Source organism: Puia dinghuensis, assembly GCF_014642875.1.
GTDB classification, from domain to species: Bacteria; Bacteroidota; Bacteroidia; order Chitinophagales; family Chitinophagaceae; genus Puia; species Puia dinghuensis.
The window spans coordinates 452,673-477,053 of sequence record NZ_BMJC01000003.1 but is presented as its reverse complement, the minus strand read 5'-3'; the positions used below and the strand labels follow the sequence as shown (position 1 = coordinate 477,053).

General features: G+C 54.1%; 16 protein-coding genes. 10 read left to right on the top strand and 6 right to left on the bottom strand.

The window, feature by feature from the left end:
• Nucleotides 1-5: 5 nt before the first annotated feature.
• Together IEY39_RS15225 and guaA are read right to left on the bottom strand one after the other, a co-directional pair.
• Nucleotides 6-1,205, bottom strand: a complete 1,200-nt coding sequence (locus IEY39_RS15225; RefSeq protein ID WP_188933031.1) for a type 1 periplasmic-binding domain-containing protein — start codon at nucleotides 1,203-1,205, stop codon at nucleotides 6-8.
• 39 nt (nucleotides 1,206-1,244) lie between these two features.
• Entirely contained in the window at nucleotides 1,245-2,807 is a 1,563-nt protein-coding gene (guaA, locus tag IEY39_RS15220) for a glutamine-hydrolyzing GMP synthase (RefSeq protein ID WP_188933029.1), read from the bottom strand.
• A 56-nt stretch (nucleotides 2,808-2,863) separates the two neighbouring features.
• Here guaA and IEY39_RS15215 point away from each other — a divergent pair, with 56 nt between their 5' ends.
• Both IEY39_RS15215 and IEY39_RS15210 read left to right on the top strand, forming a co-directional pair.
• Entirely contained in the window at nucleotides 2,864-3,607 is a 744-nt protein-coding gene (locus tag IEY39_RS15215; protein ID WP_188933027.1) for a head GIN domain-containing protein, read from the top strand.
• A 44-nt stretch (nucleotides 3,608-3,651) separates the two neighbouring features.
• The gene (locus IEY39_RS15210; protein WP_188933025.1) at nucleotides 3,652-4,197 is read left to right on the top strand and encodes a hypothetical protein; all 546 of its coding nucleotides are present in this window, start codon (nucleotides 3,652-3,654) and stop codon (nucleotides 4,195-4,197) included.
• 4 nt (nucleotides 4,198-4,201) lie between these two features.
• On the opposite strand, the gene pbpC is transcribed toward IEY39_RS15210, so the two are convergent.
• A complete protein-coding gene (gene pbpC / locus IEY39_RS15205) occupies nucleotides 4,202-6,484 on the bottom strand; it encodes a penicillin-binding protein 1C (protein WP_229688925.1) in 2,283 nt (760 codons plus the stop codon).
• A gap of 218 nt (nucleotides 6,485-6,702) precedes the next feature.
• On the opposite strand from pbpC, the gene IEY39_RS15200 reads away from it, so the two are divergent.
• The 4 genes from IEY39_RS15200 to IEY39_RS15185 all read left to right on the top strand — a co-directional run bounded on the left by IEY39_RS15200 (nucleotide 6,703) and on the right by IEY39_RS15185 (nucleotide 15,446).
• Nucleotides 6,703-12,177, top strand: coding sequence for an alpha-2-macroglobulin family protein (locus IEY39_RS15200; RefSeq protein ID WP_188933021.1), 5,475 nt, complete (start codon nucleotides 6,703-6,705; stop codon nucleotides 12,175-12,177).
• 250 nt (nucleotides 12,178-12,427) lie between these two features.
• Nucleotides 12,428-13,621, top strand: a complete 1,194-nt coding sequence (locus IEY39_RS15195) for an ATP-binding protein (RefSeq protein ID WP_188933019.1) — start codon at nucleotides 12,428-12,430, stop codon at nucleotides 13,619-13,621.
• A gap of 143 nt (nucleotides 13,622-13,764) precedes the next feature.
• On the top strand, nucleotides 13,765-14,634 hold the full coding sequence (locus IEY39_RS15190) for a YwqG family protein (RefSeq protein ID WP_188933016.1): 870 nt from the start codon (nucleotides 13,765-13,767) through the stop codon (nucleotides 14,632-14,634).
• Nucleotides 14,635-14,939: 305 nt separating this feature from the next.
• Nucleotides 14,940-15,446 (top strand): RNA recognition motif domain-containing protein, encoded by a 507-nt coding sequence (locus tag IEY39_RS15185; protein ID WP_229688924.1) that lies wholly within the window; start codon nucleotides 14,940-14,942, stop codon nucleotides 15,444-15,446.
• Between the two features lie 40 nt (nucleotides 15,447-15,486).
• On the opposite strand, the gene IEY39_RS15180 is transcribed toward IEY39_RS15185, so the two are convergent.
• Nucleotides 15,487-17,208, bottom strand: coding sequence for a M14 family metallopeptidase (locus tag IEY39_RS15180; RefSeq protein ID WP_188933014.1), 1,722 nt, complete (start codon nucleotides 17,206-17,208; stop codon nucleotides 15,487-15,489).
• A 109-nt stretch (nucleotides 17,209-17,317) separates the two neighbouring features.
• Between IEY39_RS15180 and IEY39_RS15175 the strand changes: the two genes are divergently transcribed.
• Nucleotides 17,318-17,671: a DUF4282 domain-containing protein gene (locus IEY39_RS15175; protein WP_188933012.1), complete on the top strand. Its 354-nt coding sequence runs from the start codon at nucleotides 17,318-17,320 to the stop codon at nucleotides 17,669-17,671.
• A gap of 78 nt (nucleotides 17,672-17,749) precedes the next feature.
• Here the strand turns inward: IEY39_RS15175 and rpsT are convergent, their stop codons facing one another.
• A complete protein-coding gene (rpsT, locus tag IEY39_RS29815) occupies nucleotides 17,750-18,190 on the bottom strand; it encodes a 30S ribosomal protein S20 (protein ID WP_229688923.1) in 441 nt (146 codons plus the stop codon).
• Nucleotides 18,191-18,207: 17 nt separating this feature from the next.
• On the opposite strand from rpsT, the gene IEY39_RS15165 reads away from it, so the two are divergent.
• From IEY39_RS15165 to IEY39_RS15155, 3 genes are read left to right on the top strand one after another with little or no spacing between them, the layout of a single operon-like run.
• Nucleotides 18,208-21,030 carry a 2-oxoglutarate dehydrogenase E1 component gene (locus tag IEY39_RS15165; RefSeq protein ID WP_188933010.1) on the top strand — a complete coding sequence of 941 codons (2,823 nt, stop codon included), beginning with the start codon at nucleotides 18,208-18,210 and terminating at the stop codon, nucleotides 21,028-21,030.
• Between the two features lie 38 nt (nucleotides 21,031-21,068).
• On the top strand, nucleotides 21,069-22,349 hold the full coding sequence (gene odhB / locus IEY39_RS15160) for a 2-oxoglutarate dehydrogenase complex dihydrolipoyllysine-residue succinyltransferase (protein WP_188933008.1): 1,281 nt from the start codon (nucleotides 21,069-21,071) through the stop codon (nucleotides 22,347-22,349).
• 26 nt (nucleotides 22,350-22,375) lie between these two features.
• The gene (locus IEY39_RS15155; RefSeq protein ID WP_229688922.1) at nucleotides 22,376-23,545 is read left to right on the top strand and encodes an RsmB/NOP family class I SAM-dependent RNA methyltransferase; all 1,170 of its coding nucleotides are present in this window, start codon (nucleotides 22,376-22,378) and stop codon (nucleotides 23,543-23,545) included.
• 37 nt (nucleotides 23,546-23,582) lie between these two features.
• Here IEY39_RS15155 and IEY39_RS15150 read toward each other — a convergent pair whose 3' ends face one another.
• On the bottom strand, nucleotides 23,583-24,356 hold the full coding sequence (locus IEY39_RS15150; RefSeq protein ID WP_188933006.1) for a hypothetical protein: 774 nt from the start codon (nucleotides 24,354-24,356) through the stop codon (nucleotides 23,583-23,585).
• Nucleotides 24,357-24,381 lie beyond the last annotated feature (25 nt).

The window sequence follows — 24,381 nt, the reverse complement described above, 5'->3', positions numbered from 1 at the left end:
TTTACTCAATTTACCCCAACCACCGCCCCATCCAGCTTCCGGATAAAGTAAAGCTTTTTGTTCTCGAAGTAGTCCAGCGTCATCGTTTGCCGGTTGAGGAACACCGGCATGATCTCCAGGTCGTTGAAGACCTTGAATTTTTTCTCCCCGATGCTACCATTCAGATTCGATCCATGTAACAACAGCAGTTTGGCAAAATGATAGGTAGACTCATAGCCCCTGAACACCATATCGCTGGGCCGGGAATAGAACCTTGTCTTGAAATTATTCGTAATGAGCTTTACCAGCGTATCTGCCTGATTGAGATAAAAAGGTGTGGAGTAAGCTATCTCTTCTCCGGCAAATTCCGGACGCGCAAGATCGAGATTGTCCCAGGTAGGCATGCCGATGATGGTGGTATGATAGGATCTATTCAGCGTAGCCAGCAACGCGCAAAGCTTTGTCGCAAAATCATCGTCCAGCGAGCCGGCAATGCATACTGTTTGCGTAAGACTATCCATACTGGCCGCCAGCGCCGGGGCATCGAAGTTGTCCTCGAGGGTGACATATTTTATTTTCAGTGGCACCCCCATCGTTTTTTTATCGAGTTCGGTAAAATATCCCTTCAGCCTTTCCTCCTGTGATCCCTTCTTCCGGAAGAACACCAGCGGCCTGGTGGGATAGTTCCGTTGCAGGTAGCGGTAGATCGCTTCACAATGCGCGCGTAAAGTAGAATTGAGAATGACAAGACTGGGGTTGTTGGTGATCCCTGCGTCATTGGGATAGTTGGCGTTGATAAAGGGAATGTTCTTCCGCATGGCGGCCGTAGCTATCTGCTGTAGCTCTGTGGCGCTGTTCACCTGCCCGATGATCAGGTCGACTCCAAGGGCCGACGCACTATCCAGCTGCTGCTGCAGACTCATACCCGCCGCACGGGTATCATAAAGCCGGACATCCAGCATCGCATGCTCCTTTTGCAGGGTGTCGAGCGCCATCCGGGCTCCTTCGTAGAACTCCAGACCCGGGTTTATAAATTTCGGAAAGTTCTTGTCGTATCGATAGGCGCCCGTGGCATCAAAAGCAGAGTCAAGATAAAGCGGGGCGAAAATGGCGATCTTTCGACGCAAACTGTCATTCAGGCGCATCGTGCTGTCCACCTGGGCGTCTGCCCCCAGGGTCAGACCCAATACCAACAACAAACAAGAATATCGGATGTTTTTGTTCATAGCTACTCCCGCTGGATCCCGGCCTGGCGCTTACTCCCACTACTCCCATTCAATGGTCGCCGGCGGCTTACTGCTGATATCATATACCACCCGGTTGATCCCCTTCACCGAATTGATGATGTCGTTGGAGATATCCGCCAGGAAGGTATAAGGCAGATGCGCCCAGTCGGCCGTCATCCCGTCCACGGAGGTCACGGCCCGCAGGGCAACCGTAAACTCATAGGTGCGCTCGTCCCCCATCACCCCTACACTCTTCACCGGCAACAGGATCGCTCCCGCCTGCCATACTGTTGAATAAAGATGATGGTCCTTAAGCCCCTTTATATAGATATGATCAGCTTCCTGCAATAATCGCACCTTTTCTTCCGTGACTTCCCCTAAAATGCGGATAGCCAGTCCCGGACCGGGGAAGGGATGCCTTTGCAGCAGATCGTCAGGGATACCCAGTTCGGCCCCAACCCGCCGCACCTCATCCTTGAACAGGAAGCGCAACGGCTCTACCAGCTCTAAATGCATCTTCTCAGGCAATCCCCCCACATTGTGATGGGATTTTATCGTCACCGAAGGGCCATGTACGGAGACGCTTTCTATCACGTCGGGATAGATCGTACCCTGTCCCAACAATTCCACACCCTCCACCTTCTTTGCCTCGTCCTGGAATACTTCGATAAAAAGCCGGCCGATCGTCTTTCGCTTGGCCTCGGGGTCCGATTTCCCTGCCAGTTGGGAATAGAATAAATTTTTGGCATCGACGCCTTTCACGTTGAGGCCTATCTGCCGGTACGTACTGAGCACCTGTTCGAACTCATCCTTGCGGAGCACTCCATTGTCGACAAAGATCCCCATCAGCCGGTCACCAATCGCCTTGTGGATCAGCGTCGCCGCTACGGTGGAATCCACCCCGCCGCTGAGCGCCATGATCACTTTCCGCTGCCCTATCTGCTTTTGCAGGGCGGCAACTGTGTCGCTGACAAAATGCGCCGGTGTCCAGTCCTGCTTGCAACCGCAAACATTAACGAGGAAATTCCTGATGATCTTCTTGCCTTCGATGGAGTGATAGACTTCCGGATGGAATTGCAGACAATACAAGGGTTGTTCGCCTTCCGCGCCGGCCGTCCCGTTGCCGGTCGCGGCTCCCTTCTTGAACGCCGCATAGGGGATATTCTCCGTATTCGCCAGGACTTCGAACCCTGCCGGCAGATCGAGTATCGTGTCGGCATGGCTCATCCATACCTGCGACAATTCCGTAACATCCTTCAACAACACACTGTCTTTCTGTTTGTGCAACAGCGCCCGCCCATATTCCCGTTTGCTGGAATTGGCAACCCGGCCGCCGAATTGCTTGGCTGTCAACTGGGCGCCATAACAAACCCCCAGCACCGGCAACCGGCCGTGCAGGGTGGCAATGTCCACCACCGGCGCATTGGCATCATTCACCGAAAAAGGCGACCCGGAAAGGATGATACCCTTCAAGGAAGGGTCAAACTCGATGGATTTGTGATAGGGGATGATCTCACAGTATACATTCGCCTCACGTACAGCCCTGGCGATCAATTGAGTATATTGGGAGCCAAAGTCAAGAATTAGGATCTTTTCCGTCATGGTGACGCGAAGTTACCGCAGAAAATCCTAATTTTCGCTCACCAAAAACAAACAAAATGAGAAACGCCTTTATCCCACTCCGCTTCGCCTTCCTCTTCCTCGCCCTCCCGCTGCTGCTCGCTTCCTGCACGGACTTTATGGGCAAAAGGGTTCATGGCAACGGCAACATCCGGACAGAAGACCGGCCGGTCAGCGACTTCAAGAATGTGGACGTTGGCGGTTCGGCAAAGGTCATGGTCTCCCAGGGTGATCGTGCCTCCGTCAAAATAGAATGCGACGAGAACCTCCTTCAATACATGGAGGTCAGCCAGGAAGGCGATAAGATCTATATCCATGAGAAGCACGGCTACAATCTCAGGCCCACAAAAGACATCCTCGTTTATGTGACGGCTCCCGTATACAACAGCATCGACGCCTCGGGCGCCTGTGACATCATCGGCCAGACAAAGATCGTCAACCCGGAAAACCTGGAAATGCACATCAGCGGGGCAGGTGATATCAACATGGAAGTAAATGCTCCGAAGCTGAGGGCCGAAGTCTCTGGCAGCGGGTCCATCAATTTAAAGGGGCAGACAAAAGAAGTCGACCTCAATCTCACAGGGGCCGGCAAAGCACATTGCTACGATCTGATGGCGGAAAATACAACCGTAGACATCTCCGGTGCCGGTGATGCAGAAGTATATGCAAGCGTAAAGTTGGATGCCCAGGTGAGTGGCGCCGGCAGTGTCACCTATAAAGGCAACGCCACCGAGGTCAACCAGCACGTCAGCGGCGCGGGCAGCGTCCACAAAGCGGATTAATCAGCTTTATCAAAGTCTTAACGTTGTTTTTTCGAAATTGGGGGATGATCAGCCGGATTGTCCCCCTTTTTTTGGCCACTGTCCTCTCCCTCGCTGCGCGCTCACAGCAGTCTTCGACGGGCGCTGCTTTGCCCAGCCCGGAAGAATTCGTCAACTCCATCGACACCACCGTCATCCCCAAAGACGTCAAGCACTATTATCTCGTCGTGGGCACCGACTCCTGCCGTTTTCTAAAGTACAATTATGATAACTGGATACAGTACCACCTGAAGGAACCGCTCTCCATCAATATCCTCAACGAGCTGTCCGAGAAGGTCTATCTCTCCCGCTATCCCTATCTCTGGCAACAACCGAAATTGAACAAAGCCGTCTGCGTTACCCGGAAAGAGGCCGACTCGCTGCTGTGGAAGACCAAAAATGTCGTCTTCAGCTTTTCCCTCCCGCAATTCACGGACGATGGTCAATACGCCGTCATCGATCTCAATTTCGTCTGCGGCCAACGCTGCGGTCAAGGGACCACCTATGTTTTTCGGCTGACCACAAGCGGCGACTGGAAACTGGTAGGCACCTATGTCAATTGGGCCTCCTGACCGGCTAAAGATTCACATACCGCACCCGTATCCACACATTCCGGTTGCGCCCCTTGTCATCCGTACACGAGATCTTCACCGGTCCCTCATCGGGAACAAAGAATTCCCTGGAACCCGCCTCTCCGCTCTTATAGAACTTATCATTGATATACCAGAATACCTTCGAGACATCATTGCTCACGCGGCAGCGCAGCAGCAAAGGCTCCGGGTCCTTCCGGTTGATAAGGTATTCACTCCCGTTAGCCGGTGACGTTACCACCGGTGCGCCCTCCCTGAACACCCGCTCGCACATTGGATTATGGGGCGGGATACTTTGATAAGTGATATGATTCGCATCGTAGTATTCTTTCATCTCCGGGGGAATAACGGTGTACCATTTTTTCTTATAACCCGCCGGTGGAAGACAGATGCGGCAGTACGCCATTTTTTCATCGGCCGATACGAACACTTCCTCCCGGTTGTCGCATTTCTTTGCAGTGGACACCAGCGGGATAAAATAGTCGGTTACCAGGTGGGTACAGAAATCCGCCGGTGGCAGCCCCGTCTCTGAGCAGACCATCCGCACGTCACAGTCCCGGGGCTTGCTAAACCAGGAGGCATCGTCATCATAGTCGATGGTATTGAACACGGTGAAAAGCAAGGGCGTCGCTACATTGGCGCCACTCAGCTCGGGAATGCCGAGACCGGAGAAGTTGCCCACCCAGATGCCCACCGTATAGCGTTTGTTATACCCGATGCTCCAGGCATCCCGCCGGCCATAGGATGTTCCCGTCTTCCACGCTATTTTTGGCAGATGCACCGTACTCTCCCAGTTGAGCGGGAAATCCGGCCGGTTCACCTTTGACAAGGTCTCGTTGATCATAAAAGTCGCCGCCGGGCTGAGTACCTTCACCTCTTTCCCGCTGCTGTCGTCCTGTGCATACCGCGGCCGTATATACTTTCCCTCATTGGCAAAAATGGAATATAACCCTGTCAGCTCTTCCAGGGTTGCCCCGCATCCGCCCAGGATCATCGACAGTCCCAGCTTCTTTCGGTCGCGGTCTACCTGCCGGAAGTCGCACTCTGTGAGTTTGCGGATGAGCCTGTCCTTGCCCAGCGCCTTCAGGCTCTTCACCGCCGGGATGTTCAACGAATGCCCGAGGGCATATTCCATCGTTACATAGCCATTGAACCGCCGGTCGTAGTTCTCCGGCGCATAGCCGTCATAGTTTATCGGTACATCGGTGATCATCCGCTTGGGCGTCAATAGTCCCTCGTCGATGCAAAGACCATACAACAACGGCTTTAGCGTACTCCCCGGCTGCCGGATCGCCGCCGCCCCGTTTACCTGGCCGCCATCCGCCGAGTCATGGAAATCCGCACTGCCGACATAACTCACTACCCGGTGCGTCTGGTTATCCAGTACGATCACCGCCGCATTGCGGATATTTTTTAACGCCAGCGTCCGCGAATAATCTTTTATCAGCTTCTCCAGCTTCAATTGGGTGTTCAGCTGAACCGTGCTATGAACGATAGGCCCGCCCCGCTTCTTCAGCTTTTGCGCCAATTGAGGAACCAAAGAAGGGACAGTGCCTCTTGTTGCCGTCAACGGTTCGGCCAGCGCATCGGCGATCTCCTTCTCCGTAAAAACCTTCTCCCTTGCCCACCGCTGCAGCCATTTATTCCGTTGCTGGACTATCAGGTCATTGTTTCGCCCTATCACAAGCGAAGAAGGCCGGTTGGGGATGATGGACAAAGCCGTGATCTCAGCCAGTGACAGATGGTCGGGGTTCTTCTTGAAATACAGGATAGATGCCGACTTGACACCCTGGATATTGCCGCCGTAGGGAACCACGTTGAGGTAGATCTGCAGTATCTCGGTTTTGGAATACTTCCATTCCAGCTGCAAGGCGCGAAACATCTCCCTTATCTTGCTCCAATACGTCCGTTGCTTCGGCTCGAGCGCCCGCGCCACCTGCATCGTGATGGTGGACGCCCCGGAGGTGCGCCGGTGCAGCAGGATGTTGCGGCCAAATGCCCGGCACACTGCAAAAGGATTTATCCCTAAATGATAGTAGAAATATTTGTCTTCCTTCTCGACGATGGTCTTACGCAGCAGCGGCGAGATCTCGCCAAGCTCCGTCTTCATCCGCCACTGCTGGTCGTGGGTAAGAAAAGCATGGATTACCTCCCCCTTATCATCCGTGATAATGGTGGAATACTCGATTCTGTCCGGTAAGGGTAATATCCAATTCAACAGCAGGAACAGCAAAAAGCTTCCCGCCACCGCATAAAATGCATTTAACAAAACCTTATTATATCTACGCTTGACAAACCGCATGCTCTTATTGTAATTTCAGCGTGGCAATTATTGCCGTCTATATGTACGCCCCCACCATCCCTCCTTAGCTTCTCACATTAAAATTCTGTCTTTCTTTAATTGCCCACAAGCAAAAAGGCAGGTTTTTTTTATTCTGATTTATTATCTTAACAGCGTTTTACAAAAAACTCTTAACGCCCCCCTCTATGCGTAACCGACTGGGCTTAACCGCCCTCCTAACGACCGCCCTTCCCATCCTGTTTATCATCTCTGCCTGTAACCGAAGCACCGTCAGCCTGGAATACACCAACGCCAAAGACGAAATTCCGACCTTAGGCAATCTTACCTTCCGCTTTGATCAGGCCCTGGTCAAAGACTCTTTATTGGATCAATGGGACTCCACCCAGTATGTTTCTTTCGAACCAAAGATCCCAGGCCGCTTCCGCTGGGAGCATCCCGACGAACTCGTATTCTCCCCCTCCCAACCCCTGGCGCCGGCTACCACGTTTAAGGCCACGCTAAAAAGCGACATCCTCCAATACAGCAAATACGGGCGGATAAAGAATGGGGATGACCTCGTCTTTCATACCCCCGATCTCAAGCTCGACAACACCAGCGCCACCTGGGTATTGCCGGATGAGAGCAGTACCATTGCCGTGCCCCAGATGGAACTCCAGTTCAACTACCCGGTGAACCCCAATTCCCTGAAGGACAAGCTGACCATTCAAATGGACGGGCAGCCGTTGAACTATACGCTGCAAACCCTTTCCACCTCCGATCGCATCGCCCTTCGCCTCACCAACCTGAAAATGCAGGATAAGACCCTCGACCTGAAGATCGCCGTCGACAAAGGCCTCCTGCCCGAAGGCGGCACTAATGGATTGAAGGACAAGATCGAGACTTCCTCGTCCATCCCTTCTCCGTATGTCCTGACCATCGGGGAGGTGACGACGGATCACGACGGCTCAACCGGGTCCATTCATATCCAGACAAGCCAGCAGATCACGGAAGGTACCCTGGCGTCGGCTATCAGCATCAGCCCCGCGGTAAAATTCGCGGCCTTTGCTTCGGACGACGGCTTTGTCATCCGCAGCGACAACTTCGACCAGACCAAATCGTATACGCTTACCCTCGCGAAAGGCCTGCGTGGGCGCATCGGCGGGGTGTTGCACGAAGAATATTCGACAAACATCACCTTTGGCGAACTGGAGCCATCCATCAGCTTCGCCAACAACAAAGGCGTCTATCTCTCCGGCAAGGGAGCACAGAACATCGAGGTGAAGATCATCAATGTCCCCCGTGTCCAGATCATCGTATCCAAGGTGTATGAGAACAACCTACTGGCGGCGCAGAGCTATAACTATAACCCCCAGGAACCCTCCACCGGTTCGGGCTATCACCCTGTCAGCGATGAAGAAGGCGGTGAAGGTGGCGGCGACTATTCCGGTGGAAGCGACGACTTCACCTTTGGCGACGTCATCTACCACCAGGAGGTCGATACCCGGACGCTGCCCAAAAGCGGGAACAGCGGCGGACGCCTGCTCAACCTCAGCATCGCCGACAAGTTGCCCGAATTCAAGGGCATCTACCATGTCATGATCCGGTCACTAAAGAACTACTGGGTCAGAGACAAACGCTTCGTCTCCCTTTCCGACATCGGGCTCATCGCAAAAGAGGGCCGCGAAAAGATACTCGTTTTTACCAACTCCATCAAGACCGCGGCAGCCCTGCCGGGTGTCAACATCCTGGCCTATGGCAACAACAACCAGTTGCTGGGGATGGGCACCACCAGCGCCGAAGGGGTGGCCGAGATCACGTATACCCGTAAGGAATACGCCGGTTTCAAACCTGCCATGATCGTCGCAAAGACGGCCGACGACTTCAACTACCTTCCTTTTAATACCACGCGTGTCAACACCTCCCGTTTCGAAGTCGGTGGCCGGCGCAGCAACCCTTCCGGACTGGATGCTTTCGTATATCCTGAAAGAGACATCTACCGCCCGGGGGAGAAGGTACATTTTGCCGTCATCCTGCGCGACCATCAGTGGAGATCGCCCGGCGAGCTGCCCCTGCAGCTGAAATTCCTGCTGCCCAACGGCAAGGAGATGAAGACGTTTAGAAAGACCCTGAACAGCCAGGGCGCGACGGACGGTGAAGTCGAGATCCCGGAGTCGGCCATCACCGGCAGCTATTCCCTGGAAGTCTATACGTCCAATGATGTATTGCTGGCTACCCAACCCTTCCGCATCGAAGAGTTCGTACCCGACCGGATAAAAGTCACGGCCAAACTGGATAAACCCCTCCTCGAAGCCGGCGACGTTTCCCAACTTTCCATCCATGCCGTCAACTTCTTCGGCCCCCCAGCCGCCAATCGCAACTATGAATGCGAGATCCAGGTGAAACAGGTGGACTTCAAGCCCAAAGACTACCGGAACTTCGATTTCAGCCTTTCCGCACAGAACTCCACTTCTTTCGACAAGACCGTGCGCGAAGGCAAGACCGACGAGCAGGGGAATGCTGTCGAGAAATACACTGTTCCGGAATTCTTCAAGAACATCGGCCTGCTCCAGGCTACTTTCTATGCGACAGTCTTTGACGAGACCGGCCGCCCCGTCAGCCGCAGCAGCTCGGTGAACATCTATACGCAGCGTGTGTTCTTCGGCGTGGCAGATGACGGATACTATTTTTATCCGCTGAACCAGGCCGTGGAGTTCCCCATCATCGCCCTCGATCGCAATGAAAAGGTGCTCAATGGCGCCACCGCCCGTGTACAGGTGATCAAGCACGAATACCGCACCGTCCTCACCAAGAGCGAAAACTACTTCCGGTATGAGTCGCAGAAAGAGGACAAACAGGTCGCCAGCGGCATTGTCACCGTCAGCGGCGAGAGTACGCGATATAGTTTTGTACCCCGGTCGCCCGGCGACTATGAGATCAGGGTCTCCATTCCCGGCTCCAACACCTATGTAAGCCGCGATTTCTACAGCTTTGGCGCCTGGGGCGGGGATAACAACTCCTTCGACGTCAACAACGAAGGCCATGTCGATATCCAGCTCGACAAATCCGGGTATTACACCGGCGAGAGCGTAAAAGCCCTGTTCAAGACCCCGTTCAGCGGTCGGATGCTCGTCACGCTCGAGACCGATAAAATTGTCTCCTATAAATATGTCGACGTCGACAAACGCACCGCTTCCCTCGAACTCCCCCTTACGGTGGACGACGTCCCCAACGTCTATATCACCGCGACGCTGATAAAACCACACGAGCTTTCGGATATTCCGCTCACCGTAGCCCATGGGTATCAGTCGGTGAAGGTCGAGGCCAAGGACCGGCATATTCCCGTCGAGATCGTCGCCCAGGAAAAGGTGCGCAGCCATACCCACCAGAAAGTGACGGTAAAGGCGGCGCCCGGCAGCCTTGTTACGCTTGCTGCCGTGGACAACGGTGTCCTGCAGGTGACGGATTTCAATACGCCCGATCCTTACGCCCATTTCTATGCAAAACGGGCGCTGGAAGTCACCGGCTACGATCTTTATCCGCTGCTCTTTCCGGAAGTAAAACCCGTCCTCAGCAGCACGGGTGGTGACGGTGAAGGCGATATGAAGAAACGTGTCAACCCCATGCCGGCCAAACGGATAAAAATCGTCTCTTATTGGAGTGGAATCGCTCAGGCCGATGGCAGTGGCGAAGCGGACTTTGAATTCGACATCCCGCAATTCTCCGGGCAGGTGCGGCTGATGGCGGTAGCTTGCAAGGACGATCGCTTTGGTTCGAAGGAGTCCGCCATCACTGTTGCCGACCCCGTCGTGCTCAGCACGGCCCTGCCGCGGTTTATGAGCCCCGGTGATACGGTGACGATGCCCGTTACGATCACCAATACGACGGGCAGCAATGCCAACGCGACGGCAAAACTCAAACTCAGCGGCGCCCTCCGGGCGATCGGGGACGAACAACAGACCATCAGCATCGGCGCCGGCAGTGAAGGCCGCGCCGTCTTCCAGCTGCTGGCGCCCCCGGCCATCGGTGTCGGCAAGGTGACGGTCGATGTCAACAGCATGGGTGAACACTTTACGGATGAAACGGAGATCGGCATCCGTCCTTCGGCGCCATTGCAAAAGACTACAGGCGCCGGCTCTATTGCCGGCGGCAGCACGCAGTCCGTTGCCTTTACAACGGGGGACTATATCCCGTCTACCGTCGACTACCGGCTGGTGGTAAGCCGCTCACCCGCGGCCGAACTGGGTAAGTATCTAAGCCTTCTCGTCGAATACCCCTATGGGTGTACCGAGCAGACCGTATCGGTAGCCTTCCCGCAGCTGTATTTTGGCGACCTGGCCGATCTCGTGCAGAAGTCCTCTGTCAACGGTTACCAGCGTACTTCTGCCAACAGCAATATCCTCGAGGCGATTAGGAAGATAAAGATGCGGCAGTTGTACAATGGCGCCGTCACCCTCTGGGATAATGAGGATACGGAGAGCTGGTGGACCACCGTCTACGCCGCCCACTTCCTGCTCGAAGCCCAAAAAGCCGGCTTCGACATCGACAAGAGCCTCATCAGCACGATGCTAGGGTATATCAACAGCCGCATGAAGAATCACGAGTCCGTTGTGTATTATTATAACAGAGATCAGTCAAGGCGCATCGTGCCAAAGGAAATGGTCTATGGGTTGTATGTGCTGGCGCTGGCCGGTGAGCCCAATGTCAGTGTCATGAACTATTATAAGGCCCATGAATCCCAGCTGAGCCTGGATTGCCGGTACCTGCTGTCGGCGGCCTATGCCCTGGCGGGTGACAAGAAAAGCTTTAGGGAATTCCTGCCCACGCAGTTTGCCGGCGAGGAATCCGTCGCCCAGACGGGTGGCAGCTTCTATTCGGATATCCGGGACGAATCGCTGGCATTGGATGTGCTGGTCGAGGCTGATCCTGAAAATCCGCAGATACCTGTCATGGCCAGGCATGTGATAGAAAAGCTGAAGACGCGGTATTGGCTGAGTACCCAGGAACTGGCCTTTAGCTTCCTTGGATTGGGTAAGATGGCACATCAGTCTGCCGGCTCTACCATTGCGGGGGATGTGCGTGTCGATGGCCGGGTAGTCGCCTCGATGACGGGCAACCCCATCAAGCTGACCAGCCGCGAGCTTCGCGGTAGTGGTGGCGGCTTGCCGCATGTCGACATCGCCACCCGTGGCAACGGCAAGCTCTATTATTACTGGGAGGCCGAAGGCATCAGTGCGAGCGGAGCGTACAAGGAAGAAGACAACTATCTGAAGGTGCGGAAGCATTTCTACGATCGCTATGGCCGGCCCATCGCCGGCAACACGTTTAAACAAAACGATCTTGTCATCGTGCAGGTGACGCTCGAGCGGACGTTCAGCACCGACGTCGACAACATCGTCATCACCGACATGCTACCGGCGGGCTTCGAGATCGAGAATCCCCGGACAAAGGAGCTGCCCGGCATGGACTGGATAAAGAGTGATGACAGCCCCACCGCCCTCGATGTCCGTGACGATCGCATAAATCTCTTCGTCAACCTGCATTCGATGCGCCAGGTCTATTACTATGCTGTCCGTGCTGTCTCGCCCGGTGTCTATCACATGGGTCCCGTCAGTGCCGACGCCATGTACAACGGCGAATATCATTCTTACAACGGCGCCGCCACGGTGCGGGTCATGCCGTAGGTCCGCGTGCCGCCCCGGCCCGCGCATTCCGGCCCGCCGCGAGCGCCACCATCCAACGAGACAGGAGCAGTCCAAGAAGCTGCTCCTGTCTTTTTTATATTGATAATCAATTAACTATGAGTGTATCGAAGTGATTTTTGGATTTACTAGCTCATCGTATATATTGGTCAGCGGAGAGATCGTTTTTGATATAAAACTGATCTTTCTAGTGATCAATTTATTCTTAATTTTGTACTCTTAATAGATCGCTTTGGATTTTCTTTTTGAAAAATATTACCGCAAGATAGATCAACTTTCGCTGGTCTTCAGCCGGTCGCTAGCTGATGACATCGACTGGAGCAACCGACTCATCGGCATCAAGGGTGCTCGCGGCGCCGGAAAGACCACTTTGTTGCTTCAGCATGCGCGCCGGAAACTCCCAGGCGATGGTAAAACGCTATATGTCAGCCTGGATGATCTGTATTTTACGGAGAACAGGTTGTACGATCTTGCTGATAGCTTTCGAAAGCAGGGGGGGCTTTATCTTTTACTGGACGAAGTGCACCGGTATTCCAATTGGTCGCAGGAGTTGAAGAACATCTACGATGACTTCGGCGATCTCACTATAGTCTTCACCGGATCATCCATCATCCATCTGGACCGTGCCCGCGGAGACTTAAGCCGACGTGCTGTCCTCTACGAACTCATGGGCTTGTCATTCCGCGAATTTTTAGAGGTAACTACTACTAATACATTTCCGCGGCTGACCTTAGAGCAGTTGTTGGAAGATCACGTCAACCTTGCCCGACATATCTCCGGAAAACTTCGACCATTGGAACATTTTAGAAAGTATCTACAATATGGGTACTATCCTTATTTTTTAGAAAATGAAAAGGCCTATCCACAAAAACTGGCAGAGACCATATCCTTGGCTTTGAACAGCGATCTGCCTGCCATTCATCAGGTGAGCTATGCCACCATTGAAAAGATCCGGCTACTCTTACACATCATCGCCGAATCCGTGCCTTTCAAACCAAATATCACAAAGCTCAGCGAACATACAGGAGTCAATCGTCATACCCTTAACACTTTCCTGAAATACCTGGAAGACATGCGCATCATCCGCGGTCTTTACGCATCAGGCCAGGGCATGACCCTAATGCAGAAGCCGGAAAAGATCTATCTGCATCACCCTAATCTTTCATATGCATTGACCTCTGCTACACGAACCGACACCGGCAGCCTCCGCGAAAGTTTTTTCATCAACCAGGCCAGCACGGTCTCGCCTGTGGCCTACGCGGAAGAAGGTGATTTCACTCTCGGCAAATATACCTTCGAAGTGGGCGGCAAATCCAAACAGCGCCACCAAATCAAACACCTCGACAACGCCTTGGTCGCTGCCGATGAGATCGAGATCGGCCATCAAAACAAGATTCCCTTGTGGTTGTTTGGATTTTTTTATTGAGCCTGATCATTGGTAAAGGATGGCTTGCAGCGCAGCGAATGCTACAGAAGCGCTGAAAGGTTTTTTCAAATCCTGAGAAAACTTTCTCGAAAACCCGCTATCTTGGGCGGCAACACTATCCTTCAACAGCAAAACATCTTTCCATGGGACTATTCGACGGGCTATTCGGTAGGAAAAAACAGGCGGCAAACGATCCGTTGGAAAAAGTAAGCGTCCTTCCGGGGCTTGAACTGTCAAAAGCGCTGGCGGATTACTGGCCACAGATGGAAGCCACAAAACGCGCCTCGATAAAAATAATCGCGACCCCTGTCGAAGACCCCCATTGCCGGAAAAACTCCTTTGGTTGTTATCCCACCATCCCCAGGGGATTTGCCTATCCGCGGGATGAGAACGGAAATTTCTTATATCCGCTGGCCCAGCTACACTGCGCCGACATGCCGCCCCTCGCCGGCTATCCGGACAGCGGGTATCTGCAATTTTATATTGCTGTCAAAGACAACGATGTATATGGCCTCGACTTTGATGACCAGGTGACTCAAAAGAATTTTCGGGTACTCTATTTCGAAGAGAACGACGTTTGGGACCCCGAGACAGACTTCGATTTTTTGGCGGAGATCATTCATTCGGACTATAGCCCCGTTAATAAACCGCATTCGCTCGAATTCGCGCTGCAAACCGATTACCTTGGCGCCAATGAGATCGCATTCGACGCAAATACGGCATTCCTGGAGAAGCTGAGACGAAAATATCCTCAACTCGTCGATGACTTTGGAGACGAGTTGTACGACAGCTTTCCTTGCAACGGCCATAAACTGGGCGGATACGCCTATTTTACCCAAAACGATCCCCGGCAATACAATGCCGCGTACAAGGATTGGCTCCTGCTCTTTCAGATGGATTCCGATGAGGATATTATGTGGGGCGACGTAGGAGTCGGCAATTTTTTTATCCCCCCCGACAACCTCAAACGGAAAGACTTCTCCACCATCCTCTACAACTTTGATTGTAGTTGAATTAAATGCAATTCCTGCGCCCCAAGACCGCCCCCAGTCCTTTTACCCCCTCCCGTTTAGCTTAAGGGGTTTCTTTTCCCGCCTGCTATGGGTAAAGGGCTATCTCGCGATTTATTGTTAGGGAATATTCAAGTAAACCTTTATTTTTAACAGAGATTAACCGCTTTCCCGCAGAGCAATTGGGAGATTCACTGCGTGTTTTTACTATCGCTGGGTCTAACCTAAAAATTAGCGGAACTAATTGTGAGAGAAATTAGAATATATAATTTTTATCTTTGTAATTTTACCTCTTTAAATCTATCGGCATGAAGCTTTTTGTAGCAGGTCTTCCTTCAGATTTTGATGATGTTGACCTGAAAGAAATGTTCGAATTATATGGCACTGTGAATTTTGCAAAAGTGGTGATGGACCGGGAAACAGGAAAGAGCAAAGGCTTCGGGTTTGTCGATATGCCAGACGATACGGAAGCCCGCGGAGCGATAGAAACATTGGACAATGCGTCCATCCGCGGCAAGAAAATGGCCGTCAAAGAAGCCGACGAATCAAATCGCGGCGGCGGCGACCGGGGAGATCGGGGCGACCGTGGCGGTGGCGGTGGCTATCGCGGTGGTGGCGACCGTGGCGGCGGCGGTTATCGTGGCGGCGGAGATCGCGGCGGTGGCGGCGGTGGTTATCGCGGCGGTGGAGATCGTGGTGGCGGCGGTGGTGGCTACCGTGGAGGTGGAGATCGCGGTGACAGAGGCGGTGGCGGCGGTGGTGGTTATCGTGGCGGTGGCGATCGCGGCGACCGCGGAGGAGACAGAAGATTCTAAACAAAATAATTAATAAGACCGGGAGCATCCTCCCGGTCTTCTACTTTACCAGCCTGTACACCGGATACCGCAGATGCGCCGGCTCATAATATGGCGTATGCCGATATACAAAATTCAACTGCTGCCGCGCGTCCCTGGCAAAAACCGTGTCCGTCCGCCGCTTCTCTTCCAGCTGCTGCCGCAGGGTGGGATGATCTTTCAACCACTGCTCCGCCACATCCTCCCACCGGTAGGCGCTATACCCTTCCTTCTGTTGCAGAATGGCGTCGAAGAAATTCCACGCAAAGTAGGAGTCCTCGCCGGTTGGCTCAAGCATCTCCACCAGGAAACGCCGTGCCGGCTGATCGGTTGGAATGATATAATCCCCGCGTAACAGCCTGATCTCCCCGCGGGAGGCCACCACCTTTATCGCCGTATTCTTATGATGCTTCTCATACGCCCGCGGATAGGACTTGTAGTCGGCAATATGGTATACCTCCACCGACACCATCGTATCTGCCCCGACGCGCCGCATGCGAACCCCGTTGAGCTTCAGCAGGTCGATCACCGCATGCCAGCCCTGGGGGATGAGGTAAGCCACCGGCACCGTCACCGATGCGTCGGATACAAAGTAATCGTAGAACCGCACCTTTTTTTCGAAAGGCCGGCTATGGTCATAGTAAAGTCGCGGCAGCCCCGTCACCGCGCTGATCTTCGTATCCGCCGTATAGCCGCGAAAATTCAGTTCGTCCCATCGCGTCGTGTCCGCCTTCCAGTCGAGCGATAGCCGGCTGCTGTCCTGGTCGGCCGCAATATCATGGGCGCGATGGCTCAAAAGGTCAGCCGCGTGTGCCGACGCGGTCCCGATCATCGTCTGCATCAGCGCGTAGGTGGATAGTACCCTATCCTTGAACGGCTTCAACATATGTGTCTCCGGCATGAACCCCATCGTATGAAACAACGCCGCATACCCGGTGGAATACCGCGGTTCGTCATAAAACCCCTCCCAACCCCGGTCGGGATTGCCCTCCTCAAACTGTACATACGGCGTCATCGGCCAACCCTTCCCGGCCATATCCCCAAACAAGGCGGGTTGGAACACATCGTGCAGAAAGGCCCCCATCTCACCACCCAGCTTGTTCCACTGCGTGGCCAGCAATGTCATAGTATATTGATAGTCAGCCCCATCACTAACGTGATTGTCGATCAGGATCACCGGGTCTACCCAATGGAAGATCTCCGCGAAGCTGCGGGCATCGTAGCTGTCGCTTTTCGTAAAATCCCGGTTCAGGTCAAGGTTCTGGGCGTTGCCGCGGAAGCCGAAGCTCTCAGGACCGTTCTGGTTCACCCGCGAGAACGATGTCCGGTTGAGCGCCCCGCCGATATTATACACCGGTATCACGGCCAGCGCCACATTATCCGGCAGCCGTGTCTTCTTATACGCCAGGTCGCGCAAAAGCAACATACTCGCATCGATGCCGTCCGGCTCGCCGGGATGAATACCGTTATTAATGAGGATCACCACTTTATGCTGCTGGTGCCAGACCGCCGGGTCCGCCACTCCATCGTTGGAATACAGCACCACGTGGTAGGGGTAGCCCGCATCGCTCATCCCCATCTCGCGGATGGATAGGGCAGGGGAGAGGCTGTCCAGCTGTTTGTAAAAGGCAATACATACGGAATAAGTGGGTGTCTGTTTCTCTCCCGAAAGCTCAAAGGGCGTCGGCTGGGCACCGGCCGTCAGGGTTGAAAACAGCAGCAGGAAAAGCAAAGGTCTGTTCATATTGTTGTTTTGGCGGACTAAAGATAAGCGCTTATCTTTAGTGACATCCCTCCCGCATGTCCTGTTCCCTTTCGTCTTATGTAATTCCTTAACACTTAAACGATAAATCATGGAACAAGCAAACGTCTCTCCGGCTGCACCTGTACCCTCGGGTTTTAATTGGAAGGATTTTCTTTCGTTTAAAACGATGATCACCCTCCAGATCATCCAGATCGTCTATGTGGTAGTAGCCATCCTGATCACCATCGGCGCCCTGGTGACCATGTTCAGCGGCCACGGCAGCAGCGGCGACCTTGGCGGATATCCCGGCCCTGCCAGCTTTCTCCCCTTCAACGGGTTCTTTGGCGGCCTGGTCTTACTCGTGGTAGGTAATGTAGCGTGGCGGATGTGGTGCGAGCTGATTGTCGTTTTCTTCCGGATGAACAAGACCCTCAACAATATCGAGGACAATACAAAGAGGTGATCGCCGGTGACGCCTCCCAAAACTGGAAAAGCACCCCTTGGGGTGCTTTTCCAGCAAACTATTTTACTGTGACAGTACTTATTTTGCGGCGGCAAGGCTATTCACCTTCCGGGCCAGCTTACTCTTCAGATTGGCCGCCTTATTCTTATGAATAACGCCTTTTTTAGCCAATTTGTCGATCATAGAGGCAACTTCGGGCATTTTCTCCCCAGCTTCCTTCTGCTCCTTGATCGCCCTCAGGTCACGGATCGCATTACGGGTGGTTTTACCGTAATAGCGGTTGCGATCTCTGCGCTTTTCGGCTTGCCTTACGTCTTTTTTGGTTGCCTTGTGATTTGCCATGAACTCAGCATTTTTAGGACGGCAAAGGTAAACTATTTGCGGGAATTTCCAAGAAAATACGGATTTTTCTTTGAGAGCCCGCAAACGTTTTTGAGCCGCACAATTAGCAAATAAATAGCAAAATCCCTCAAAATCATACCCCACCGCAACTTTTTTTGGCCGATATTTGTAGGCCAAATTTGTGAGCACTTTCTATGAAGGACTTTTCATTTATAACCAACTCCCACCCCAGTTACATTGAGGGTCTCTACCAGGATTACGTGAAGAACCCCGAAACAGTCGACCCCGAATTCAGAAAATTCTTCGAAGGCTTCGACTTCGCTGTAACTCAAGGCAGAGCCGCTGCCGTCAACGGCACCAACGGCGCCACTGTCAACGGAACCCACACCGCCGGCGCCGCGGCAACCGCAACGACGGGAGGCGCTCCCGCGTCTCAGGCGTTTACCACAACCGATGGCGTTGACTGGCGTAAAGAACTCGGCGCCTATCGCCTCATTCTCGGCTATCGCAATAAAGGACACCTGCTGGCCAAGACAAACCCCATCCGTCCCCGTAAGGATCGCGGCGCCAACCTCGACCTGGCTTTCTTCGGCTTTACGGATGAAGACCTCGACAAGAACTTCTTCGCCGGCAATCTCATCGGACTGGGTACGACAACCCTCAGGACCATCCTCACCCATCTCCAGAAATGCTATGCCGATCACGTAGGCATCGAATTCAAATACATCAGCGATCAGAAGAAGATCGACTGGCTCACCACGGAGATGGAAAAGAACTTCCTCAACCCCCTCCCGCTGGAGAAGCAAAAGCGCATTCTTGAGAAGCTCAACGAGGGCGTCATGTTCGAGAAGTTTCTCCATACCAAATATATCGGCCAGAAACGCTTCTCCCTCGAAGGCGGGGAAGGCACCATCGCCGCACTCGATGCCATCATCAACACCGCGGCTGCCCTCTCCGTACAGGAAGTAGCTATCGGCATGGCCCACCGCGGCCGCCTCAACGTCCTGGCCAACATCATGGGCAAGACGTACGAACAGATCTTCAGCGAATTCGAAGGCACTGCCAAGATGGACCAGACCATGGGCAGCGGCGACGTGAAATATCACATGGGTTATGGCAGCACCGTAAAGAGCGATCACGACCAGACCGTCCACCTCAAGCTACTACCCAACCCTTCGCACCTCGAAGCCGTAGACCCCGTCGTCGTAGGCTTCAGCCGTTGCAAGGCCGACATCATGTATCAGAGCGATTTCGATAAGATACTTCCCATCCTGATCCATGGCGACGCCTCCCTTGCCGGCCAGGGCATAGTCTACGAAGTGTTGCAGATGAGCAACCTCAAGGGCTATTACACCGGCGGAACGATGCATTTTGTCATCAACAACCAAATCGGCTTCACCACCGACTTCGATGACGCCCGCAGCTCGGACTACTGTACATCCCTCGCAGCCGCCATCCAGGCGCCCGTACTGCACGTCAATGGCGACGACGCAGAAGCAGTGGTCAAATGCGCCGAGATAGCGACCCGCTACCGCCAGGAATTCAACTCCGATGTCTTCATCGATATGGTCTGCTATCGCCGCCACGGTCACAACGAAGGCGACGACCCCAAGTTCACACAGCCCCATTTGTACGGGCTCATCGATCAGCACCCTAATCCCCGGGAAGTATATACGCAATATCTCATCGAGAATGGGGAAGCGGATGCCAAAGAGCTGGCCAAGGACATGGAAAAGAAATTCTGGGCCGATCTGCAAGAGCGGCTCGACGAGGTAAAGCAGAACCCGCTGCCTTACACGTATCAGCAGCCCGAACTCTGGTGGCGCAGCCTGCGCAAGTCTACGGCTGGCGACTTCGACCATTCACCGGTGACCGCCATCAGCGAAGAAGACTTCAAAAAGATCTTCGAAGCCGTCATGTCCTGGCCCGAATCCTTCAAGCCCCTGCGGAAAGTAGAAAAACTGCTGCAGGATAAGGTCAAGCTCTTCCAGGAAGAAGGCAAGGTCGACTGGGCCACCAGCGAACTGCTTGCCTACGGCAGCCTCCTGCTTGAAGGAAAGGACGTCCGGATGAGCGGACAGGACGTACAACGTGGCACCTTCTCCCACCGTCATGCCGTCCTGCGCGACGAGAACACCGATGAGCAATACAATCGCCTCAGCCGCCTCCCCGGGGCAAAAGGGGAATTCAGGATCTATAATTCCCTGCTCAGCGAATACGCCGTGCTCGGCTTCGAATATGGGTATGCGCTCGCCAACCCCAATGCCCTCGTGCTATGGGAAGCGCAGTTTGGCGATTTCAGCAATGGCGCCCAGGCCATGATCGACCAGTTTATCACCGCTTCCGAACAGAAGTGGCAACGCATGAACGGGGTGACCCTCCTTCTGCCCCACGGCTATGAAGGCCAGGGCCCCGAACACAGCAGTGCCCGGATGGAACGCTTCCTCCAGATGTGTGCCGAATACAACATCGTCGTCACTGACATTACAACGTCGGCCAATCTCTTCCATGCCTTCCGCCGTCAGCTCACCTGGCCCTTCCGCAAACCCCTGGTCAACTTCTCGCCGAAGGCTAACCTCCGTCACCCGGGAACCTACTCGACGATGACGGAATTCACCGGCGGCAGCTTCCGGGAAGTGATCGACGACTCGTTTGTCGAAAACGCCCACGACGTGAAAAAGGTGCTTTTCTGCAGCGGCAAGGTGTATTTTGATCTTGCCGAACGCCAGCAGAAGGACAACCGCAAAGACGTCGCCATCGTCCGGCTCGAACAACTCTATCCGTTGCCCGTGCAGCAATTGGAGAATTTATATAAGAAGTACAGCCAGGCAGCCACCTGGTTCTGGGTGCAGGAAGAACCGCTGAACATGGGCGCCGCTTCCTTCCTCCAGATGAACCTGAAGTCGATCAACTATGGGGTCATCAGCCGCCAGCCCAGCGCCGCTACCGCTACCGGCTACTCCAAGGTCCACGCCCAGGAGCAGGCCGAGATCATCGAAACCGCTTTTAGCATATAAGACGTACATTTGCAAGCGCAACTCAAAATAAAGTCTAAATGATTGATATCAAAGTTCCGGCAGTAGGCGAATCCATCAGTGAAGTAACGCTGGTGAAATGGCTAAAACAGGAAGGTCAGTATGTCGAACGCGATGAAGTGATTGCAGAACTGGAAAGCGAAAAAGCAACTTTCGAGGTCAATGCCGAAAAAGCCGGCACCCTCAAGACGGTAGGTAAGGAAGGTGAAACCCTGAAGATCGGCGACGTAGTAGCTCAGATAGACGAGACTGCCAGCCGGCCCGAAGGTCAGGCCGCTAACGCGGCCGGGCCGGCCGCCCAGGTCACTGCCTCCGCCAATGGCGGCAGCGCCGCGGCGCAACCCGCCGCCGCCCAACCCGCAACGGCAACCGCCGCTGCTCCGGCGGCCCAGGCCCCGGTAACGGCTATCCCCAACGATATCAAAGCGACCCCCGTCGCTGCTGCCATCATCTCCGACAAAAAGATCGATGCCGGCTCCATCACCCCAACCGGCACCGGCGGCAAGATCCTCAAGAACGACGTTCTCGAAGCCCTGGCCCATCCCGGCCGCGCCATCGGGGCAGCACTGTTCACCCGCGCCGACCGCCGCGAGAAGATGTCCAATCTCCGCAAGACCGTCTCCCGCCGCCTCGTCGAGGCAAAGAATACCACGGCTATGCTCACCACTTTCAACGAAGTGGACATGAGCGCCATCATGGCCCTCCGCACCAAATTCAAAGACAAGTTTAAAGAGAAGCACGGCGTCAACCTGGGTTTCATGAGCTTCTTTACAAAAGCTACCTGTTATGCCCTGCAGGAATGGCCCGCCGTCAACGCCTACATCGATGGTGATGAGCTCGTCTATCACGACTATTGCGACATCTCCATTGCCGTATCCGCGCCAAAAGGCCTCGTCGTCCCGGTGATCCGCAACGCCGAAAGCCTCTCCATGGCCGATATCGAGAAAAAGGTCGTCGAACTCGCCACGAAGGCCCGCGACAACAAGCTCTCCATGGAAGAAATGCAGGGTGGAACATTTACCATCACCAATGGCGGTGTCTTCGGCAGCCTGATGTCCACTCCCATCATCAACATTCCCCAATCCGCCATCCTCGGGATGCATAAGATCGAAGACCGTCCCGTCGTCGTCAACGGACAGATCGTCGTTCGCCCCATGATGTACCTGGCCGTCAGCTACGACCACCGCATCATCGACGGCCGCGAGTCCGTCAGCTTCCTGGTGCGGGTAAAAGAATTGCTGGAAAACCCCGATCAACTGCTGTTCGGGAAAGACCCGCTGAAAGCGCTGCTCCAGCTATAGCTGCGCCCCCGCTCTCCGCCTTCGCCATGACCAAAGCCGACGGAGGAGGCTTCAAAGACATGAAATTCGACAACCAGCTTCGCCACGCAGCAGACATCATCGACACCTACAAGGGCGAGGAGCCCCTGCATGTCTGGCTAAAGGATTTTTTCCGCGCCAACAAACAGATGGGTTCGCGTGACCGTAAGCTGTTCTCTACGCTGGTCTATAGCTTCTACCGCCTCGGCTATGCTGTACGTGACCTCCCCGTCAAAGAACGTATCCTCACCGGCCTCTTCCTATGTACTGATATTCCGAATGAATTTCTTCATTATTTCAAACCAACGCTCAACGACAGCATAACCCGCCCCATCGCCGAAAAGCTCGCCACTGCCGGAATCGACCCTACCGATATCTTCCCCTGGAAAGAAGAACTATCGGCCGCCATCGACCACGAAGCCTTCTGCCTCTCCTTCCTTCGGCAGCCCGATCTCTTCCTTCGCATCCGCCCCGGGCAGGAATCTACGGTTCGCGGAAAGCTGGAAAACACCGGCGAATTCATCCCGCCTTTTACTTATCGCCTCCCCAACGGCTTCAAGGTAGAAGAACACCTTACGCCCGATAGGGAAGTCGTCATCCAGGATTACAGTTCTCAACGCGTCGCGGAATTTCTTCAGGACACGGAAGCGCCTCACAGCTTCTGGGACGCGTGCGCCGCCAGCGGCGGCAAATCCATCCTTGCCCACGACCTCTACCCAGACATGGATATCACGGTCTCTGATGTTCGCGAATCTATCCTGAACAACCTTCGCACCCGATTCCAGACTGCCGGGATAAAAAAATACCATTCCTTTCTCGTCGATCTCACCCACAATGATATTGTCAACCTTCCTGTTGCGGCTCTCGTCCTGGCCGACACCCCCTGCACCGGCAGCGGAACATGGGGCCGGACACCCGAAGAACTCTACTTCTTCCATAGCAAGGCCATCACACGCTATCAGATGATGCAACGACAGATCCTCACCAACATCGCCACCCTGCTCTCCCCGGGTGCTACGCTGGTCTATTGCACCTGCTCAGTCTTTAAAAGGGAAAATGAAGAAATGGCCGCCTTTATCCGCGATGGATTCGGCCTGCAGCTGCATCGCATGGAGAACCTGATCGGTTACCCGCACCGGGCCGACACGCTCTTCGCCGCCCGGTTTAGTAAAGCCTAAAGCGACAGCCTGGCCGGCCACGGGCCACCCAGAGCGCCTAATTATGGTCGACCATCTGCATCGTCATCTTGAAGCCGATCTTGTACCCGGCTTGCGTCCCATCCGGCGTCGGCGGCTGATACTCCCACATCTCCGTGTGGCGGTATACCAGGCCGATATGTTTGGCATAGGTCTCGCTCCAGTACGTCCGGGAGGCAAATGAATTCGGATCGGTAATCGGCACATTGATGGAATCATTCTCCTGTGTCACCGTAAGGGTGCTGTCCAGTTTGAAGGAACCCACTGTAAAGGCCTTATTCACCGACTGATAGGTATAGTTCCAGTTACCCAGCGACAGGTGGGAATCGTCGCTGAAATCGAAGAAATCCTTATAGGGCGCATAGGGCAGATAGGTGTTGCCCGTCCAGCTGAAACCCTGGTCCATCGGGAAGGCTAATTTGATAAACCGCAGGTTCTGCTCCGTCATCTCTATCCGCTGCGTCGAAGGGGTGACGGTATAGCTTTCGCCCGTATACCAGTTCTGGCCCGTAGTATCGCTCATATACCGGGTAACATTCCAGGCCGTATTACCCGCACCATCGGTAAAGCTGCCCTCCACCGAGTCTTTAGCAAGATAGGAGGTAACAGTATCAAGCTGGCCGTAATAGTAGAAGTTTAAAGAATCCAGCCGGTAGGTGACGTATTTTCCCACCTGTAAGGTGATAAAATAGTCTGTCAAAGGAGTCGCAGGATAATGTATGGTTTTCTTACAGCTGGTGACGATGATCACCACACAAAGCAGCAGTAAGGCAATAACCGGGCGAGGTTTCATGCCTCTTGTAACGGCAAAAGGGGCA

What these genes read in the sequence shown, in the direction of transcription:
- IEY39_RS15225 (WP_188933031.1), bottom strand. Translation starts at nt 1,205, where the DNA reads ATGAACAAAAACATCCGATATTCTTGTTTGTTGTTGGTATTGGGTCTG.
- guaA (WP_188933029.1), bottom strand. Translation starts at nt 2,807, where the DNA reads ATGACGGAAAAGATCCTAATTCTTGACTTTGGCTCCCAATATACTCAA.
- IEY39_RS15215 (WP_188933027.1), top strand. Translation starts at nt 2,864, where the DNA reads ATGAGAAACGCCTTTATCCCACTCCGCTTCGCCTTCCTCTTCCTCGCC.
- IEY39_RS15210 (WP_188933025.1), top strand. Translation starts at nt 3,652, where the DNA reads ATGATCAGCCGGATTGTCCCCCTTTTTTTGGCCACTGTCCTCTCCCTC.
- IEY39_RS15200 (WP_188933021.1), top strand. Translation starts at nt 6,703, where the DNA reads ATGCGTAACCGACTGGGCTTAACCGCCCTCCTAACGACCGCCCTTCCC.
- IEY39_RS15190 (WP_188933016.1), top strand. Translation starts at nt 13,765, where the DNA reads ATGGGACTATTCGACGGGCTATTCGGTAGGAAAAAACAGGCGGCAAAC.
- IEY39_RS15185 (WP_229688924.1), top strand. Translation starts at nt 14,940, where the DNA reads ATGAAGCTTTTTGTAGCAGGTCTTCCTTCAGATTTTGATGATGTTGAC.
- IEY39_RS15180 (WP_188933014.1), bottom strand. Translation starts at nt 17,208, where the DNA reads ATGAACAGACCTTTGCTTTTCCTGCTGCTGTTTTCAACCCTGACGGCC.
- IEY39_RS15175 (WP_188933012.1), top strand. Translation starts at nt 17,318, where the DNA reads ATGGAACAAGCAAACGTCTCTCCGGCTGCACCTGTACCCTCGGGTTTT.
- IEY39_RS15165 (WP_188933010.1), top strand. Translation starts at nt 18,208, where the DNA reads ATGAAGGACTTTTCATTTATAACCAACTCCCACCCCAGTTACATTGAG.
- odhB (WP_188933008.1), top strand. Translation starts at nt 21,069, where the DNA reads ATGATTGATATCAAAGTTCCGGCAGTAGGCGAATCCATCAGTGAAGTA.
- IEY39_RS15155 (WP_229688922.1), top strand. Translation starts at nt 22,376, where the DNA reads ATGACCAAAGCCGACGGAGGAGGCTTCAAAGACATGAAATTCGACAAC.
- IEY39_RS15150 (WP_188933006.1), bottom strand. Translation starts at nt 24,356, where the DNA reads ATGAAACCTCGCCCGGTTATTGCCTTACTGCTGCTTTGTGTGGTGATC.